Origin of the sequence: Tepidimonas fonticaldi (assembly GCF_001675355.1) — a bacterium.
Classification (GTDB): Bacteria; Pseudomonadota; Gammaproteobacteria; order Burkholderiales; family Burkholderiaceae_C; genus Tepidimonas; species Tepidimonas fonticaldi.
The window spans coordinates 38078-53406 of record NZ_LZDH01000034.1 but is presented as its reverse complement, the minus strand read 5'-3'; the positions used below and the strand labels follow the sequence as shown (position 1 = coordinate 53406).

Sequence of the window (15329 nt, the reverse complement as noted above, 5' to 3'; positions counted from 1 at the left end):
ATGGCCGGCCGGCTTCGCAAGCGGGGTGGGCGAACATTTGGTGTGCAGTCCTTGCGGGGCGGGCGCCTGGTGCGCCCTGGCCAACGGGGTGTCGTCCCGTGTGCGCGGCTGGCGGTCGGCGGGATGGGCCCGCGCCACCAGTCCGACTTATGGCCCTGTCCGGAGGTGCTGCTGTCGCACTTGCGAAGCTTTATATTATATCGAATCGTCTCCCTGTTGCAACAGGGCGCGTTCCGCCACCACCTCGCGGTAGCGGGCTTGCGCATCGGGGTCGGAGCCGGCGCGGGCGAGCAGCGCCGTTTCCAGCTGTTTGAGCGCCTCGATCCGCATACGCCGCAACAGCTCGCGCAGCTCGCGCCGCATCTCGGCGGCGTCGGTCGGGGCATCGTCTGCCGCGCCGTCGTCCATCCGAGCGAGCCCGAGGCCGCTGTCGTGCAGCGCCACCGCCAGCGCCTCGAACGGCTGGCCGCGCAGCCCCTCGCGCAGCGCCGCCCAGGGCTGCGGGCCGTGCTCCAGCCACTGCGCTTCCAGCCAGGCAAACAGCGGCCCGTGCGGCGGCGGCTCCTGCGCCAGCAGGGCATGGTCGTCGGCGGTCAGCCAGTCCCAGGCCTCCGGCGTGGTCAGCACGATGCGCGCGATGCGGTCGCCGCGGCCGAGCAGCCCGCGCGCGGCGCGGCGCGCCTGCAGCGCCGCCGCATCCGGCCGCGCTGGCCAGCGCGTGCGCGGCGCCGCCGCGGGGGGCGGGGTCTGCGGCGTCGGGGCCGTGGCGTGCGGGGAGGATCGCACCGTGCGCCCCGGCGGCGCGGCGGCGGGGCGGCTGGCGTGGGCCGGGCCGCGCGCCGGGGGGGCGGCGTCCTGCCAGAGCTGCTGCAGGTCGCGCACCTCCAGCGCGGCCAGGTCGGCCAGCTCGTGCAGCAGCTGGCGCTTCAGCGCCCCATCCGGCAGCGCCTGCCACAGCGGGCGCGCCTGCGCGGTGGCGCGCGCGCGGCCCTCGGCGGTGGCGAGGTCGCAGCCGTCGGCGGCCACCTCCAGCACGAAGCGGCTCAGCGGCGTGGCCTGCGCCAGCGCCGCGGCGAACGCCTCGGCGCCGTGGGTGCGGATGTAGCTGTCCGGGTCGTGCTCCGGCGGCAGGAACAAGAAGCGAAAGCGCCGCGTGTCGCCGGCCCACGGCAGTGCGGCGGCGAGCGCCCGCTGCGCCGCGCGCCGCCCGGCCGCATCGCCGTCGAAGGCGAACACCACGTCGTCGGTGAAGCGCAGGAGCTTGCGCACGTGCTCCGGCGTGCAGGCGGTGCCCAGCGTCGCCACCGCGTGGCCGAAGCCCAGCTGCGCCAGCGCCACCACGTCCATGTAGCCTTCCACCACCAGCGCGCAGCCGGCTTGGCGGATGGCGCTGCGCGCCTCGTACAGGCCGTAGAGCTCCTCGCCCTTGTGGAACAGCGGCGTCTCCGGCGAGTTCAGGTATTTGGGCTCGCCGCCGTCCAGCACCCGGCCGCCAAAGCCGATCACCTCGCCCTTGACGTTGCGGATCGGGAACATGATGCGGTCGCGGAAGCGGTCGTGGCGGCGCGCCTCGTCGCCGTCCCCCTCGACGACCAGCCCGCACTCCACCAGCCGCGCGTCCTGGTAGTCGCCGAACACGGTCGACAGGAAGCGCCGCTGCGCCGGCGCGTAGCCCAGACCGTAGGTCTTGGCGATCCCGCCGGTCAGGCCGCGGCCCTTCAGGTAGTCGATCGCGCGCGGGCTGGCCTTCAGCTGCGCGCGGTAGGCGCGCGCGGCCTGTGCCATCAGTTCGGCAAGCGTCTGCTGCGCGCGGCGCTGCGCCGCCTCGCGCGCGCGCTGCTCCGGCGAGCGTTCCTCCTCCGGCACCGTCAGGCCCACCTGCGCAGCCAGATCGTGCACCGCCTCGCGGAAGCCCGCGCCGGTGTGCGCCATCAGAAAGTCGATCGCGTTGCCGTGCGCGCCGCAGCCGAAACAGTGGTAGAACTGCTTGGCCGGGCTGACGGTGAAGGAGGGCGACTTCTCGGCGTGGAACGGGCACAGGCCCAGGTAGTTGGCGCCGCTCTTGCGCAGCGCCACGTGGCGGCCGACCACCTCGACGAGGTCGGCGCGCGCCAGCAGGTCCTGCAAAAAGGCGGAAGGGATGCTCACGCACGCATTGTCGGGCATCGGGCGCCCGGTCACCGCCGGGCGCGTGACGATGATATGCAGGCGGGGTGGCGCGTCAGGCCGTCGGCTCGCGCGGTTGCGTGCGCGCCTGCGTCTCGAACTGCTCCACCGGCATCGGCCGCCCGTAACGGTAGCCCTGCAGCAAGTGGCAGCCGTGGCTGAGCAGGTAGGTCTCCTGCCGCTCGGTCTCCACGCCCTCGGCCAGCACCTGCATGCGCAGCTTGCGGCCCAGCGCGATGATGGTGGTGATGATGGCATCGTCCTGCCGGCTGTGCTGGCCCAGGCGGGCGACGAAGCGCTGGTCGATCTTGATGATGTCGAACGGCAGCTCGGCCAAATACGCCAGCGACGAGTAGCCGGTGCCAAAGTCGTCCAGCGCCAGCGATACCCCCTGCGCGTCGAGCGCCCCCAACGTGGTGCGCGCGGACTCCAGATCTTCCAGAAACACCGACTCGGTGATTTCCAGCTCCAGCAGCCGGGCGGGGATGCCGTGCTGCGCCAGCGCCTGCTGCACCCGCTGGCCAAACGCCGGGTCGCGGAACTGCTTGGCGCTGACGTTGACCGACAAGTGGAGGCCGGCGAGCACGGGGTCGTCTTGCCAGCGCCGCAGCAGCGCGGCGGCCTGTTGCAGCACCCAGTCGCCCAGCGGCAGGATCAGGCCGGTTTCCTCCGCCAGCGGGATGAACTCGCCGGGCGGCACCAGCGTGCCGTCGGCGCGCAGCCAGCGCACCAACGCTTCGGCGCCGACGATGCGGCCGGCCGCATTCACCTGCGGCTGCAGATAGACGCGCAGCTCGCCGGCCTCGATGGCGCGGGCCAGGTCGTGCTGAAGCTGGTGGCGCTGGCGGATCGCAGCCTCCATCTCGGGGTCGAAGAAGGCCACGCCGTTGCGGCCGGCCTGCTTGACGCTGTACATGGCCAGGTCGGCGGCCTTGAGCAGTTCGGTGGCGTGGTCGTCGTCGTCTTGGTCGCCGTACAAGGCGATGCCGATGCTCAGCGTCAGCGTGATGGCTTGGTCCTGGTGCGGGATGGGTTGGCGCAGGGCCGCGCCGAGCTTGTCGGCCACCGTCTGGGCGGCCAGCGCCGCGTCGTCGCGGCGCTCGAAGGTGGCGGGCAGCAACACCAGGAATTCGTCACCCCCCAGCCGGCCGGGGGTGTCTTGCTCCCGGAGCGTGGTGCGGATGCGCTCGCCGATGGTGCGCAGCACGGCGTCGCCGGCATCGTGGCCGAAGGTGTCGTTGATGCTCTTGAAAAAATCCAGGTCCAGAAACAGCACCGCGCCCCAGCGCGCGTTGCGCCGCGCCTGGCGGATGGACTGCTGCAGCCGATCCAGCAACAGGCGGCGGTTGGCGAGTCCCGTCAGCGGGTCGAAGAAGGCCAGGTTTTCGATCTGCGCCTCGGCCTGCTTGCGCCAGCTGATGTCGTGGAAGATGGCCACGTAGTGGCGCACCTTGCCCACCGCATCCGTGACTGCGCTGATCGTCAGCCACTCGGGGAAGATGTCACCACTCTTGCGGCGGTTCCAGACCTCGCCTTCCCAATGGCCGCGTTCGCTGAGGGCCTCCCACATCGCCCGGTAGAAGGCCGCATCGTGGCGGCCCGAGCGCAGCAGCTCGCCCGGTGTGCGGCCGTGGGCGTCCTCGGCGGTGTATCCGGTGATGGCCTGGAAGGCGCGGTTGACGCGCACGATGCGTCCCTTGGCGTCCGTGATCAGCACGCCTTGCGTGCTGTCGAAGGTCTTGGCGGTCAGCGCCAGTTCGTGGAGCAGCGCGGATTTGTCACGCAGCGCCTGGCGCAGGCGGCGGCGCTGGTGCTCCAGCAGGGCCAGCAGGGCCAGCAGCACCAGCACGGCCCCGCCGACGGCGGCCAAGGGAGCGGCGTTGAGTTGTACCGTCTCGCGCCAGGTCAGTTGTGGCACGCCGAAGGGGCGCACGCGCAGCTCGCGCAGGAGGTCTTCCACGGCGACATAGCCCTGGGGCAACACGAAGCCTGCCAGTCCGCCGGTTCGCAGGGCGGGATCGTCGCGGACGTCCAGCAGCGCCAGCAGCAGCGCCCGTCGCGTCTGGCTGTCCACATGGGGCAGGGCGGCCACCGGCCATTCGGGCACCAGGGGGGTGCTGACGGCGATCGGATACCCCGGCAAATCCTGCCGTTGCAACACGCGCAGGCGATCCGGGGCGACGCGGCCCGTGGCCAGCATCGCCTCCAGCACCCCATCGCGCACGAAACCCGCGTCCACCCGGCCATCCAGCACGGCCTGAACCACATTGTCGTGGGGCATGCCCACGCGCACCCAAGTGACCTCGTCGTCGCGCACGCCGCGGCGGAGCAGCTCGTAGCGCTGCAGGTGCCAGCCGCCGAGTGACTCCTCGTGCGGGACGCCCACCCGCTTGCCGCGCAGGTCTTGCCAGTGTTGCAGCGGGCTGTCGGTCCGCACCAGCACCGTACCGCCAAAGGCCTCGGTCTCGATGCCGAGGCGACGGCGCGCCACGGCCGCCAACACGGTGCTGAGCCCATCGCTGTAGCGCAGCGCCACATAGTGGCCGGGGTTGGTGATGACGACATCCAGCTCGCGGGCGCGCACAGCATTGTCCAGCGCCGTGTAGTGCAGCAGGCGCACATGCAGCCGCACGCTGGGCAGCCGGTGCTGCATGGCATCGATGACGGGGGCCCAGTCGCGCTCCTCCACGTCCATCGGGCGATAGGCCAGGATCCCCACTCGCAGTTCGGTGTGGTCGGCGCGCGCAATCCCAGGGCTGGACAGGAGCGCCACCACCGCCATCGCCGCCAGGATGGCGGCGTGCAACACGGCAGCATACAGACGCCGCACCATCACCGCGGTTCCTCCGCGGGCAGGGCACTGCCGACGACCAGATCCTCGGGCAAGCGCAGCGGCCGCAGTATGTTGACGCGGCCCATGAACGACGCCAGGCCTTCGGCGGCGCGCTGCAGCGGGGCGGGTTGGCCGATTAGCCATTCGCGGTTGTCCGCCCAGTTGGTCAGCCGCAGGCCGCTGAAGGTGCGCATCGCCGCCGCGTGGGGCACGTCCAGCCAGGGTGCCAGCCGGTAGGCGGCGTCCACGGGCAGCGTCATCAGGTGCCGCTGGGCCGCAAAAATCTGGCGCACCAGCGTCCGCAGGGCCGCGCGCCGGCTGGGCCAGGCATCCGCGCGGATGGCCAGGACATCGGCGATCGGCCGTTCCGGGGGCAGTTGGCTGCTGTCGAACAGCCGTTTCGCGCCCAGCGACTCCAGCCGCGAGGCCGTGGGCTCGAAGGTGACCAGCAGATCCACCCGCCCGTCCTTCCAGGCCGACAGGTGTTCGTCGGCCGTGAGATGCACCCCCGTCACGTCCTCGGCACGCAAGCCGGCGTATTCCAGCCAACTGGCCGTCATCAGCTCGCCGACGGCGCCCGTCTCGTGCCCCAGCCGGGCGCCGACCCAGCGCGTGCGGTCAGTAAAGCCCGGCTTGGCCAACACCACATCGGCCCCATGCGACAGGTTGAACAGTGCCACCACATGCAGCGGCAAGCCGTCGGCCACGGCCAGTAGCGTCTCGTCTAGCGTGAGCGCGGCGGCCTGGGCCCGGCCCTCGGCCAGCGCCACACGCGAGGCGCTGGCGGAACCCGTGGGCAGGCCGCGCAGGCGCCCGTCGTCCCACCAGCCCAGGCTGTCCGCCAGCTTGAGCGGTGCGTAGCCCGGCCAGGGGTGGTAGGCGACGGTCAGCGGGGGCTCATCGTTACAGCCCAGCAGTCCTGGCGCCAGCGCCGCCCCCGCGCCCAGCACGGCGGTGCGTTGCAGCCAAGCACGACGCTGGTGATTCATCCGGTCATCACCCGGTTTTTGCCCGCGCGCTTGGCGCGGTACATCGCGGCGTCCGCGCGCGCGATGGCGGCCTCCACCGACTCGTCGTGCCGCAGTTCGGTGATGCCGGCGCTGAAGGTGATCAGCACCTTTTGCTCGCCCTGCAGAAACAGGTGGGCGCTCAGGTCGCGCTGCAACCGCTGTACGACGCCGGCGGCCTCCTCCGGCGTGGTGTCGGGCAGCACGATGATGAATTCCTCGCCGCCGTAGCGGCCGATGGTGTCCTGCGGGCGCAGGCTGCGGCGCGCGACGTCGGCCAGGTGCTTCAGCGCCGCGTCTCCGGCCAGGTGGCCCAGCGTGTCGTTGAGGCGCTTGAAATCGTCCACGTCCAGCAGCGCGATGCACACGCGCGTGCAGGTGCGCTCGGCGCGGCGCGTCTCGCGGTCGATGGCGCTGGCCAGTCCCTTGCGGTTGAGCACGCCGGTCAGCAGGTCGTGCGTGACCAGCTCGGCCATCTGATCCAGCTCGGCGCGCAGGCGCTGCACCTCGGCCTCGGCGCGGTCGGCGCGGTCGCGCAGCTCGGTCAGCTCCTCGGCCACGCGCTGGGTGTCCACCGCAAAGGCGCGTGCGGTCTGGATGGCATCCTGCACCACGGGGGCCATGTCGGCCAGGCTGTCGGCGCGCTCCAGCGCCTGCGCGCAGGCTTCGAACTTGGCCTGGTACTGGCCGGTGCTGGTGGCGGTCTGCGCCAGCCGTTCCAAAAAGGTGGCCAGCGTTTCGCGCATCAGGGCCTGCGCGCGCACGGTTTGCTCGCGCGCCTCGGCCTGCTTGACGATGACGTCTTTCAGCCGCGATTGCAGGTCCTCCAGCCGGCGCTGCGACAGCGGCGGCTGGGCGGCCTGCACCAGCGCCTGCATCTGCTGGCGCAGCCACGGGTTGTCGGGGCTGATGGCGTCGATGTGCTCGAACACCTGCTTGAGCAGCCCCAGCAGCCCCTGCCGCACGCCCAGCTGCTCCTCCACGCCGAACGAGAGCCGGTAGGCGTAGTCCGCCAGCATGCGGCGCAGCGTCGGGGCGTGCTGTTGCTCCAGCCGCAGGTAGCGCACCAGCTCCTCGCCCATTTCGCGCAGGCGGGCGTCGTCGGCGGCCACCAGCGGCAGGCCCACGTCGATCAGGCGCGCAGTCTGTTCGGCCAGGTCGGGCGGTAGCAGGGCCCCCTCGCTACCGGCGGCGGAGGCGGGGGGGACGCTGGGCGCGCGGGGCACGGCAGGCTCTGGGGCTGCGGCCGGTGCGGCGCTCGCCAGCGGGTTTTGCGTCAGCAGCTTTTCCAGGTCGTCCCAGCTGTGACGCGAGACGGCCTTGTTGAACAGGGCCTTGAAGCGCACCTGGGCCGGGGTGCGCTCCGGCAACGCCTGCGCGATCTGGCGCAACTGCGCCAGCGGAAAGGGCTGCAGCGGCCGGGTGCCGGCCACCTCGTGGTAGGCCGCCTGGAAGTTGTCGGGGGTGGGTGGCAGGCGCCGCGCCGTCAGCAGTTTGACGGCTTCGCGCGCGATTTCCTGGGGGGTGGAGGCGGGGCTGCCCATGGCGCCGAAGTATAGGGCGGGACCGCTTGCCGGACCGGTGCGGCGACTTGACGCCGATCAGCCGCCGCGCGGTTGGCCGCCCGTCGCGTCAGCGCGGCTGCATGCGGATCGCGCCGTCCAGGCGGATCACCTCGCCGTTGAGCATGTCGTTTTCGATGATGTGCTTGACGAGCTTGGCGTAATCCTCCGGGCGGCCCAGGCGCGACGGGAAGGGCACCATGGCAGCCAGCGCATCCTGCACCTCCTGCGGCATGCCAAACAGCATGGGGGTGCCGAAGATGCCCGGCGCGATGGTCATGTTGCGGATGCCGAGCCGGGCCAGGTCGCGCGCGATCGGCAGCGTCATGCCGACCACGCCGCCCTTGGAGGCGCTGTAGGCCGCCTGGCCGATCTGGCCCTCGAAGGCGGCGACCGAGGCGGTGGAGACGATCACGCCGCGCTCGCCGGTCGGCTCGGGGTCGTTGGCGCTCATGGCCTGTGCGGCCAGGCGGATCATGTTGAAGGTGCCGACCAGGTTGACCTGGATGACCTTGTTGAACAGCGCGAGGCTGTGCGGGCCGTTCTTGCCCACGGTTTTTTCGGCCGGGGCGATGCCGGCGCAGTTGATCAGCCCGGCCAGCTTGCCCAGCGCCACCGCGCGGTCGATCGCGGCCTGGGCGTCGGCTTCCTGGCTCACGTCGCAGCGGACGTAGACGCCGCCGATGTCCTGGGCCACGGCCTCGCCGCGTTCGGCCTGCATGTCGGCGATGACCACGCGGCCGCCGTTCGCGGCCAGCATGCGCGCCGTGCCTTCGCCCAGGCCCGAGGCGCCGCCCGTGACCACATACACCTTGCCCGCGATTTCCATGGCCGATCTCCTGTTGAATTGACGTTGACGTAAACGTCAATCATAGGCCAAAAAAAGCGCCCGCCGGTGGGGCGGGCGGCAAGCACCATCGGGTGCACACGACCAGGAGAGGGTGGGGCGCCGCCCAGGCGGCGGCGCCGGGGGTCACTTGTAGCCGGCGCGGTCCAGCATTTGCTGCACTTTGGTCAGGTTCTTGGCGACGACGGCCAGCGGGATGTTTTCGGCCTTGAAGCGCTCGCCCCCGATGGCCCGCAGCGCAGGGTTGTCCAGCCGCACGCCGCGCGCCGCAGGGAACTCGTTGTTGCCATTGGCGAAATACTCCTGCGCCAGCGGGCTGGCGAGGAACTCCATGAACGCGATCGCGGCATCCACGTTCTTGGCGTGGCGCGCCACGGCCGCCCCCGCGATGTTGACGTGGGTGCCCGTCGTGGCCTGGTTGGGGAACACCACCCGCACCCGCTCCATCACCTTGCGGTCTTCCGGCTTGTCGGACTTGACCAGCCGGGCGATGTAGTAGGTGTTGGACAGCGCCACCCCGCACTCGCCGCTGGCCACGGCGCGGATCTGGTCGGTGTCGCCCCCCTTGGGTGCGCGCGCCATGTTGGCCACCAGGCCGTTGAGCCAGGCCTGCCCCTTCTCGTCACCCAGCCGCTCGATCACGGTGGCAAACAGCGACAGGTTGTAGGGGTGCGAGCCGCTGCGCGTGCACAGCAGGCCCTTGAGCTTGGGATCCGCGAGCTGCTCGTAGGTGGCCACGTCCTCGGCCTTGACGCGCAGCGGGTCGTACACGATGACGCGCGCGCGGGTGGAAAAGCCCGTCCACGTCACGCCGTCGGGGGTTGGCGCGGCGCGCAGCTCGGGCGGAATGGCCGCGTCCAGCTTGGCCGATTTGATCGGGCGAAACAGCCCCTGCGCATCGGCGGCGGCCATGCGGGCCGCGTCCACCAGCAGCACCACGTCGGCCGGCGAGGCGGGGCCCTCGGCCCGCAAACGCGCGACAATGCCCGCGTCGTCGCTGTCCACGCGGTTGATCTTGATGCCCGTGGCCTTGGTAAAGGCTTCGTACATGAACTCGTCGCCGGGGTAGTGGCGCGCCGAATACAGGTTGAGCACCTTGTCCTGCGCGGACGCGGCGGTGGGCACCAGCATCCATGGCGCGGTCAGCGACAGGAGCGTCAAAGCCCCTTGCATGACACGGCGGCGCAGCGACGACGGAAGGTTCGACATGGGGAGAACTCCTTGTTCAGACCGGAATCGGTGTGGCGAATGGGGGTGAGGGAAAGGATGCGCTACGGGATGCATATTATCACAAACGAGAATCATTATCGTTATGTTTGAACGATTGAATCGGAAGACGAACCGACCATGGGCCCAAACGCCCGACCTTGCCCGTCGCCGATGGCTGGGCGGCGGGGCGGCGGCGGTGGCCGCGTGGGCCCTGGCGGGATGTGCGGTGCCGCCCCGCGAGCCCGAGTCCCCGCCGGTTCCCGCGGTGCCCCCGGCTGCGCCGCCCGCCCCACCCACGCCGCCGCCGACGCGGCCGCCGCGGGTGGGGCTGGCTCTGGGCGGTGGGGCGGCGCGCGGTTTTGCCCACATCGGCGTCATCCAGGTGCTGGAGCGCGAGGGCGTGCGCCCCGATCTGGTGGTCGGTACATCCGCCGGCAGTCTGGTGGCGGCCCTGTATGCCCATGGACTGTCGGGTGCGGCGCTGGAGCGCGCGGCGCTGGAGATGGAAGAAGCGACGATTGCGGACTGGACCGTGCCGATCTTCAACCGGGGGCTGTTGCGCGGCGAGGCGCTGGCGCGCTATGTCAACCGCATGGTCCAGGGGCGGCTGATCGAGGCCATGCCCTTGCCACTGGGCATTTTGGCCACCGATCTGGCCACCGGTCAGCCGGTGCTGTTTCGCCGCGGGGACACGGGGACCGCCGTGCGGGCCTCCAGCGCGGTGCCGGGGGTGTTTTCGCCGGTGCCGATCGCGGGGCGGACCTATGTGGATGGCGGCCTGGTGGCGCCGGTGCCGGTCGAGCAGGCGCGCGAGATGGGGGCCGAGCTGGTGATTGCGGTGGACATCTCCAGCCCCGCCGAGCCGCTGGGCCAGACCGACCCGGTGCGGGTGCTGCTGCAAACGTTCACCATCATGGGCCAGACGATCAACCGTTATGTCCTCGGCAGTGCGGACGTCGTGATCCGCCCCCGGCTGGACGGCATCGGCAGCGCGGACTTCGCCTCGCGCGAGCGCAGCATCGCAGCGGGGCGCGCCGCCATGCAGGCGGGGTTGCCGCGCCTGCGCGAGCAGCTGCTGGCCCTGCGCCGGCCGCTGCTCGCGGGCCCGCAGGCCGCGCGCTGAACGGCCCCACGCCGAAAAAAAGCCCCGCCGAAGCGGGGCTGGTAAGGGTCCCTGAATCTGATTTCGAAGAGACCCGAGGAGACAACTCGAAGCGAAAGGGTCGCCCGTCAACCTGCGTTGCGGCGCGTCCGGGTGGCGGTTTTGGGGGCCTGGGCGGCGGCGGACGGCAGGTTTTGCTGCGCCTGGGCCACCGCCTGGTGGAAATTGGCTTCGGCCAGCTCTGCGGCCTGCTTGACGGCCTGCTGGACGGTTTCCATGGCCGAGGTGGCGGCATTGACGGCGTTGCGCATGGCCTCCACCGCGGCTTCGGTGCCGGCCGGAGCGTTCTTGGCGACGTTGTCCATCACGGCCATGGCTTTGTGCTGAACGTCGGCCGCGTTTTGCTCGGCCGCCTGGGCAAAGGCGCTGCCCGTCGTGGCCGCAATGTCGTAGAGCTGGCGGCTGTAGTTGACGGCCTTTTCGGCCAGCGGCTGCAGCAGGGCGGCCTGACGTTGCAAAAGTTCTTGCGCGTCTTTGACCGACAGCAGGGCCTGGGTGTTGTCCGCAGAGTCGCGCAGCGCCGCCTTGGTGGCCTGCAGGTTGAGTTCGACCAGCTTTTCCACGCCTTCGAAGGCCTTGCGGGTGAGGCCGAACAGCATTTCGATGTTGGCCTTGTGGGCGGCGGCCAGTTGTTCAGGGGTCAGCATGTCGTCCTCCGCTGGTCGTGGTGGTGAATTTGCTGCGCTGCAGCATGGCTTTCATTATACGGACGCCGTTGAATTTTGCAAGCCATGTTGCGCCGCAGCATTTGTGCCGGGTGCGCGGTGGGACGGAGGGCGTCAGGACGGCATATGCGGGGCATAGGGCGCCGGCCGGCGGGCGTGGCGCCGCGCTGGCACACTGCGGCCATGCAGGTGTTTTACGCGACCCAATTCGTGCTGCCGCTGCCCCCGGGCCACCGCTTCCCCATGGCCAAGTACGCCCTGTTGCGCGACGCCCTGGCCGGCGAGCCGGACATTCGCCTGCAGCAGGCCGAGCCGGCCAGCGACGGCGAGCTGGCGCTGGCCCACACACCCGCCTACATCGACGCCATCACCCACGGGACGCTCGCCCCGGCGCTGCAGCGGGAGATCGGCTTTCCCTGGAGCCCGGCGATGGCCGAGCGGGCGCGCCGCTCGGTCGGCGCCACCATCCAGGCCAGCCGGGTGGCGCTGGCGGGCGAGGGCGTGGCCGCCAACATCGCCGGGGGCACTCACCACGCCTACGCCCACAAAGGGGGTGGGTTTTGCGTCTTCAACGACGCCGCGGTGGCGGCGCGCCTGATGCAGGCCGAATGGGCCCGTCGCGGGGCGTCGGCACGCGTCCGGCCCTTGCGGGTGGCGATCGTCGACCTGGACGTCCACCAGGGCAATGGAACGGCCAGCATCTTTCGCGACGACCCGTCGGTGTTCACGCTGTCGCTGCACGGGGCGCGCAACTTCCCCTTCCGCAAGGAGCCGAGCGACTGCGACGTGGAGTTGCCCGACGGCTGTGGCGATGCCGAGTACCTGCAGGCGCTGGAGTGGGCGCTGCGCGAGCTGGAGCGGCGCTTTGAGCCGGACTTCGTGATCTACCTGGCGGGCGCCGACCCCCACGAGGGCGACCGCCTGGGGCGGTTGCGCCTCACCGACGATGGGATGGAGGCGCGCGATCGGCGCGTATTCGACTGGGCGTGGCAGCGGCGCCTGCCCGTGGCCATGACCATGGCGGGCGGCTACGGCCGCGACATCGCCACCACGGTGCGCGTGCAGCGCACCACCTATGCGGTGGCGCTGTCGTACTGGCGACGCTGGCGGGCGGTGGCAGAATCGGCGGCAGAACCACCGAGGAGACCCCCGCCGTGAGCCCCGCCGCGCCCGCGCCCCAGCGCCCGCAGCCCTTGCCCAGGACGCACTTTCGCGCCTTTCACCCGATCGGCACGCGCTGGATGGACAACGACATCTACGGGCATGTCAACAACGTCGTGTACTACAGCTGGTTCGACACCGCCGTCAATGCCCACCTGATCGAGCAGGGGGCGTTGGACATCCACGGTGGTGACGTCATCGGCCTGGTGGTCGAGACGCAGTGCCACTACTTCGCGCCGCTGGCCTTTCCGCAGCCGGTCGAGGCCGGCTTGCGCGTCGCCCACATCGGCCGCTCCAGCGTGCGCTACGAAGTGGGCATCTTCGCCGCGGGGGCGCAGACCTGCGCCGCGCGCGGCCACTTCGTCCACGTCTATGTCGATCGCGACAGCCGGCGGCCGGTCGCCGCGCTGCCCGCTGCCCTGCAACGCACCCTGGAGGCCCTGACATGAACGCACCCGAGCCCATCGCCGGCGCCGAGGCGGACCTGGATCCGCTGCGCGCCTGGGCCCAGCCGCTGGATCCGGCGCAGGTCGAAGCGGCCATCGTCGGTCGCCGCTCGGTGCGCGCCTTTTTGCCGCGGCCGGTGCCCCGGCCCCTGATCGAGCGGCTGCTGCGGGTGGCGGCGCGTGCGCCGTCGGGCACCAACACCCAGCCCTGGAAGGTGTACGTCCTGCAGGGGCAGGCGCGCGACACGCTGGTGGACAAAGTGTGCGCCGCCCACGATGCCATCCGCGCCAACCCGGCGCTGGCGGCGGAGTACCAGGAGGCCTACGACTACTACCCCAGCCAGTGGGTGAGTCCCTACATCGACCGCCGGCGCGAGAACGGCTGGGGCCTGTACGGGCTGCTGGGCATCGGCAAGGGCGACAAGGACAAGATGCATGCCCAGCACCAGCGCAACTTCCGCTTCTTTGACGCGCCGGTGGGGTTGATGGTGACCATCGATACCGTGATGGGGCGCGGCTCGCTGCTGGATACGGGGATGTTTTTGCAAAACCTGATGGTGGCGGCGCGCGCCCACGGCCTGGACACCTGCCCCCAGGCGGCGTGGAACCACTATGCGCGCATCATCCTGCCGCACATCGGTGCGTCCGAGCAGGAGATGCTGGTGTGCGGCCTGTCGCTCGGCTACGCCGACCCCGAGGCGACGGTCAACCGCTTCGTCACCCCGCGCGAACCGATCGAGCGCTTCGTGACGTGGCTGGAATGACCCGTTTACCGCTGGGAGTGGCCCATGCATGATTCCGCCGTCCGTCGGCCGTCGGTCCTGGTGGCGCGCGCCGTGTTCCCCGAGGCGGTGCAGCGTCTGCGCGCGCACTTCGACGTCGAAGCCAACGAGGCCGACGAAGACTGGTCCGCCGAGGAGCTGATCCGCCGCCTGCAAGGCAAGGCCGGGGCTTTGCTGACCGGCACGCAGCGCATCGACGACGCGCTGCTGCGCGCCTGCCCCACGCTGCGCATCGCAGCCAACATGACGGTGGGCTACAACAACTTCGACGTCGCCGCGATGGACGCCCACGGCGTGGTCGGCACCAACACCCCCGACGTGCTGACCGAGACCACGGCCGACTTTGGTTTTGCGTTGCTGCTGGCAGCCGCGCGCCGGGTGACCGAGAGCGAGCACTACCTGCGCGCCGGCCGCTGGACGCGCTGGTCCTACGACCTGTTCGCCGGGGCCGAGGTGCACGGCACCACGCTGGGCATCCTGGGCATGGGCCGCATCGGCCAAGCGATTGCCCGGCGCGGCGCGCATGGCTTTGGCATGCGGGTGCTCTACCACAACCGCAGCCGGCTCGATGCGGCCATCGAGGCCGACTGCCGTGCGACCTGGGTGGACAAGGACACCCTGCTGCGCGAGTCGGACCACGTGGTGCTGGTGCTGCCCTACACGCCGCAAAACCACCACATCATCGGCGCGGCGGAACTGGCGCGCATGAAGCCCACCGCCGTGCTGGTCAACCTGGCGCGCGGCGGTATCGTGGACGATGCCGCGCTGGCCCAAGCCCTGCGCGACCGGCGCATCGCCGCCGCGGGGTTGGACGTGTTCGAGGGCGAGCCGGCCGTCCACCCCGGGCTGCTGGAAGTGCCCAATGTGGTGCTCACGCCCCACATCGCCAGCGCCACCGTGCGCACGCGCCGGGCCATGGTCGATCTGGCGGTGGACAACCTGATCGCCTACTTGACCGAAGGCCGCGCCTTGACACCGGTGAACCATCCCCGGGAGCCGCGCCCGTGAATCGGACTGCGGCGCGGGCGCAGGGCAGGGTGGGGGTGGCCGTGCGGGCACGCGGGCCGGCCCTGCGCGCGGGAACTCTCCCGCCGGTGCGGAATCCGTCGTTCGAGCACGGCACCGCGCAGGATCCTTGAGGAGGCGGGGCCTGGCGGATCGATAGCCACCCACCGACCATGGCCCACGCCCACCACACCCCGCACGCACCGGATGCCGGCCTCGGCCTCGCTGCGCGGGTGGCGTTCACCCTGCTGCCGGTGGCGGCGCTGGCCTGGGTGCTGGGGCTGCTGAGCCACTACGATTTGCCGATCCAGGCCCGCTGGGCCTGGGTGCCGAGCGCGGGGATCGAGCTCGCCTTCTACATCGACGGGCTGTCGGCGCTGATGCTGCTGATGATCACGGGCGTGGGCACGGCCGTGTTCGTCTATGCCGGCGGCTATCTGGCCGGTCACCCTCAGCAAGGGCGGCTGTACGGGCTGCTGTCCCT

The 15329-nt window shown here is 71.0% G+C and carries 12 protein-coding genes and 1 pseudogene; 6 read left to right on the top strand and 7 right to left on the bottom strand.

Annotated features, from left to right (window positions below):
- Nucleotides 1–195: 195 nt before the first annotated feature.
- The 6 genes from dnaG to A9O67_RS03735 all read right to left on the bottom strand — a co-directional run bounded on the left by dnaG (nucleotide 196) and on the right by A9O67_RS03735 (nucleotide 9546).
- Nucleotides 196–2148, bottom strand: coding sequence for a DNA primase (gene dnaG / locus A9O67_RS03760; RefSeq protein WP_068607638.1), 1953 nt, complete (start codon nucleotides 2146–2148; stop codon nucleotides 196–198).
- 73 nt (nucleotides 2149–2221) lie between these two features.
- Nucleotides 2222–4999, bottom strand: coding sequence for an EAL domain-containing protein (locus A9O67_RS12955; protein WP_231960202.1), 2778 nt, complete (start codon nucleotides 4997–4999; stop codon nucleotides 2222–2224).
- Entirely contained in the window at nucleotides 4999–5988 is a 990-nt protein-coding gene (locus A9O67_RS03750; RefSeq protein ID WP_068607479.1) for an ABC transporter substrate-binding protein, read from the bottom strand. The genes A9O67_RS12955 and A9O67_RS03750 overlap by 1 nt, the downstream gene beginning before the upstream one ends.
- Nucleotides 5985–7550, bottom strand: a complete 1566-nt coding sequence (locus A9O67_RS03745; protein ID WP_068607477.1) for a GGDEF domain-containing protein — start codon at nucleotides 7548–7550, stop codon at nucleotides 5985–5987. Before A9O67_RS03745 ends, A9O67_RS03750 begins: the two co-directional genes overlap by 4 nt.
- A gap of 88 nt (nucleotides 7551–7638) precedes the next feature.
- Complete coding sequence (locus A9O67_RS03740) at nucleotides 7639–8397, bottom strand: 3-hydroxyacyl-CoA dehydrogenase (protein WP_068607475.1); 759 nt, start codon at nucleotides 8395–8397, stop codon at nucleotides 7639–7641.
- 144 nt (nucleotides 8398–8541) lie between these two features.
- Nucleotides 8542–9546 (bottom strand): extracellular solute-binding protein, encoded by a 1005-nt coding sequence (locus A9O67_RS03735; protein WP_156682245.1) that lies wholly within the window; start codon nucleotides 9544–9546, stop codon nucleotides 8542–8544.
- A 181-nt stretch (nucleotides 9547–9727) separates the two neighbouring features.
- Here A9O67_RS03735 and A9O67_RS03730 point away from each other — a divergent pair, with 181 nt between their 5' ends.
- On the top strand, nucleotides 9728–10747 hold the full coding sequence (locus A9O67_RS03730; protein WP_082955338.1) for a patatin-like phospholipase family protein: 1020 nt from the start codon (nucleotides 9728–9730) through the stop codon (nucleotides 10745–10747).
- 107 nt (nucleotides 10748–10854) lie between these two features.
- Here the strand turns inward: A9O67_RS03730 and phaP are convergent, their stop codons facing one another.
- Nucleotides 10855–11433: a TIGR01841 family phasin gene (gene phaP / locus A9O67_RS03725; protein ID WP_068607468.1), complete on the bottom strand. Its 579-nt coding sequence runs from the start codon at nucleotides 11431–11433 to the stop codon at nucleotides 10855–10857.
- Between the two features lie 201 nt (nucleotides 11434–11634).
- Here phaP and A9O67_RS03720 point away from each other — a divergent pair, with 201 nt between their 5' ends.
- The 5 genes and pseudogenes from A9O67_RS03720 to A9O67_RS14030 all read left to right on the top strand — a co-directional run.
- Nucleotides 11635–12609, top strand: coding sequence for a histone deacetylase family protein (locus A9O67_RS03720; RefSeq protein WP_068607634.1), 975 nt, complete (start codon nucleotides 11635–11637; stop codon nucleotides 12607–12609).
- Entirely contained in the window at nucleotides 12606–13061 is a 456-nt protein-coding gene (locus A9O67_RS03715) for an acyl-CoA thioesterase (protein WP_068607466.1), read from the top strand. Before A9O67_RS03720 ends, A9O67_RS03715 begins: the two co-directional genes overlap by 4 nt.
- Nucleotides 13058–13822, top strand: a complete 765-nt coding sequence (locus A9O67_RS03710; RefSeq protein ID WP_082955336.1) for a nitroreductase — start codon at nucleotides 13058–13060, stop codon at nucleotides 13820–13822. The genes A9O67_RS03715 and A9O67_RS03710 overlap by 4 nt, the downstream gene beginning before the upstream one ends.
- Before the next feature lie 24 nt (nucleotides 13823–13846).
- The gene (locus A9O67_RS03705; RefSeq protein WP_068607464.1) at nucleotides 13847–14848 is read left to right on the top strand and encodes a 2-hydroxyacid dehydrogenase; all 1002 of its coding nucleotides are present in this window, start codon (nucleotides 13847–13849) and stop codon (nucleotides 14846–14848) included.
- A 170-nt stretch (nucleotides 14849–15018) separates the two neighbouring features.
- Nucleotides 15019–15297 (top strand): annotated as a pseudogene (locus tag A9O67_RS14030) (hypothetical protein); the annotation flags it as partial.
- Between the last annotated feature and the right edge of the window lie 32 nt (nucleotides 15298–15329).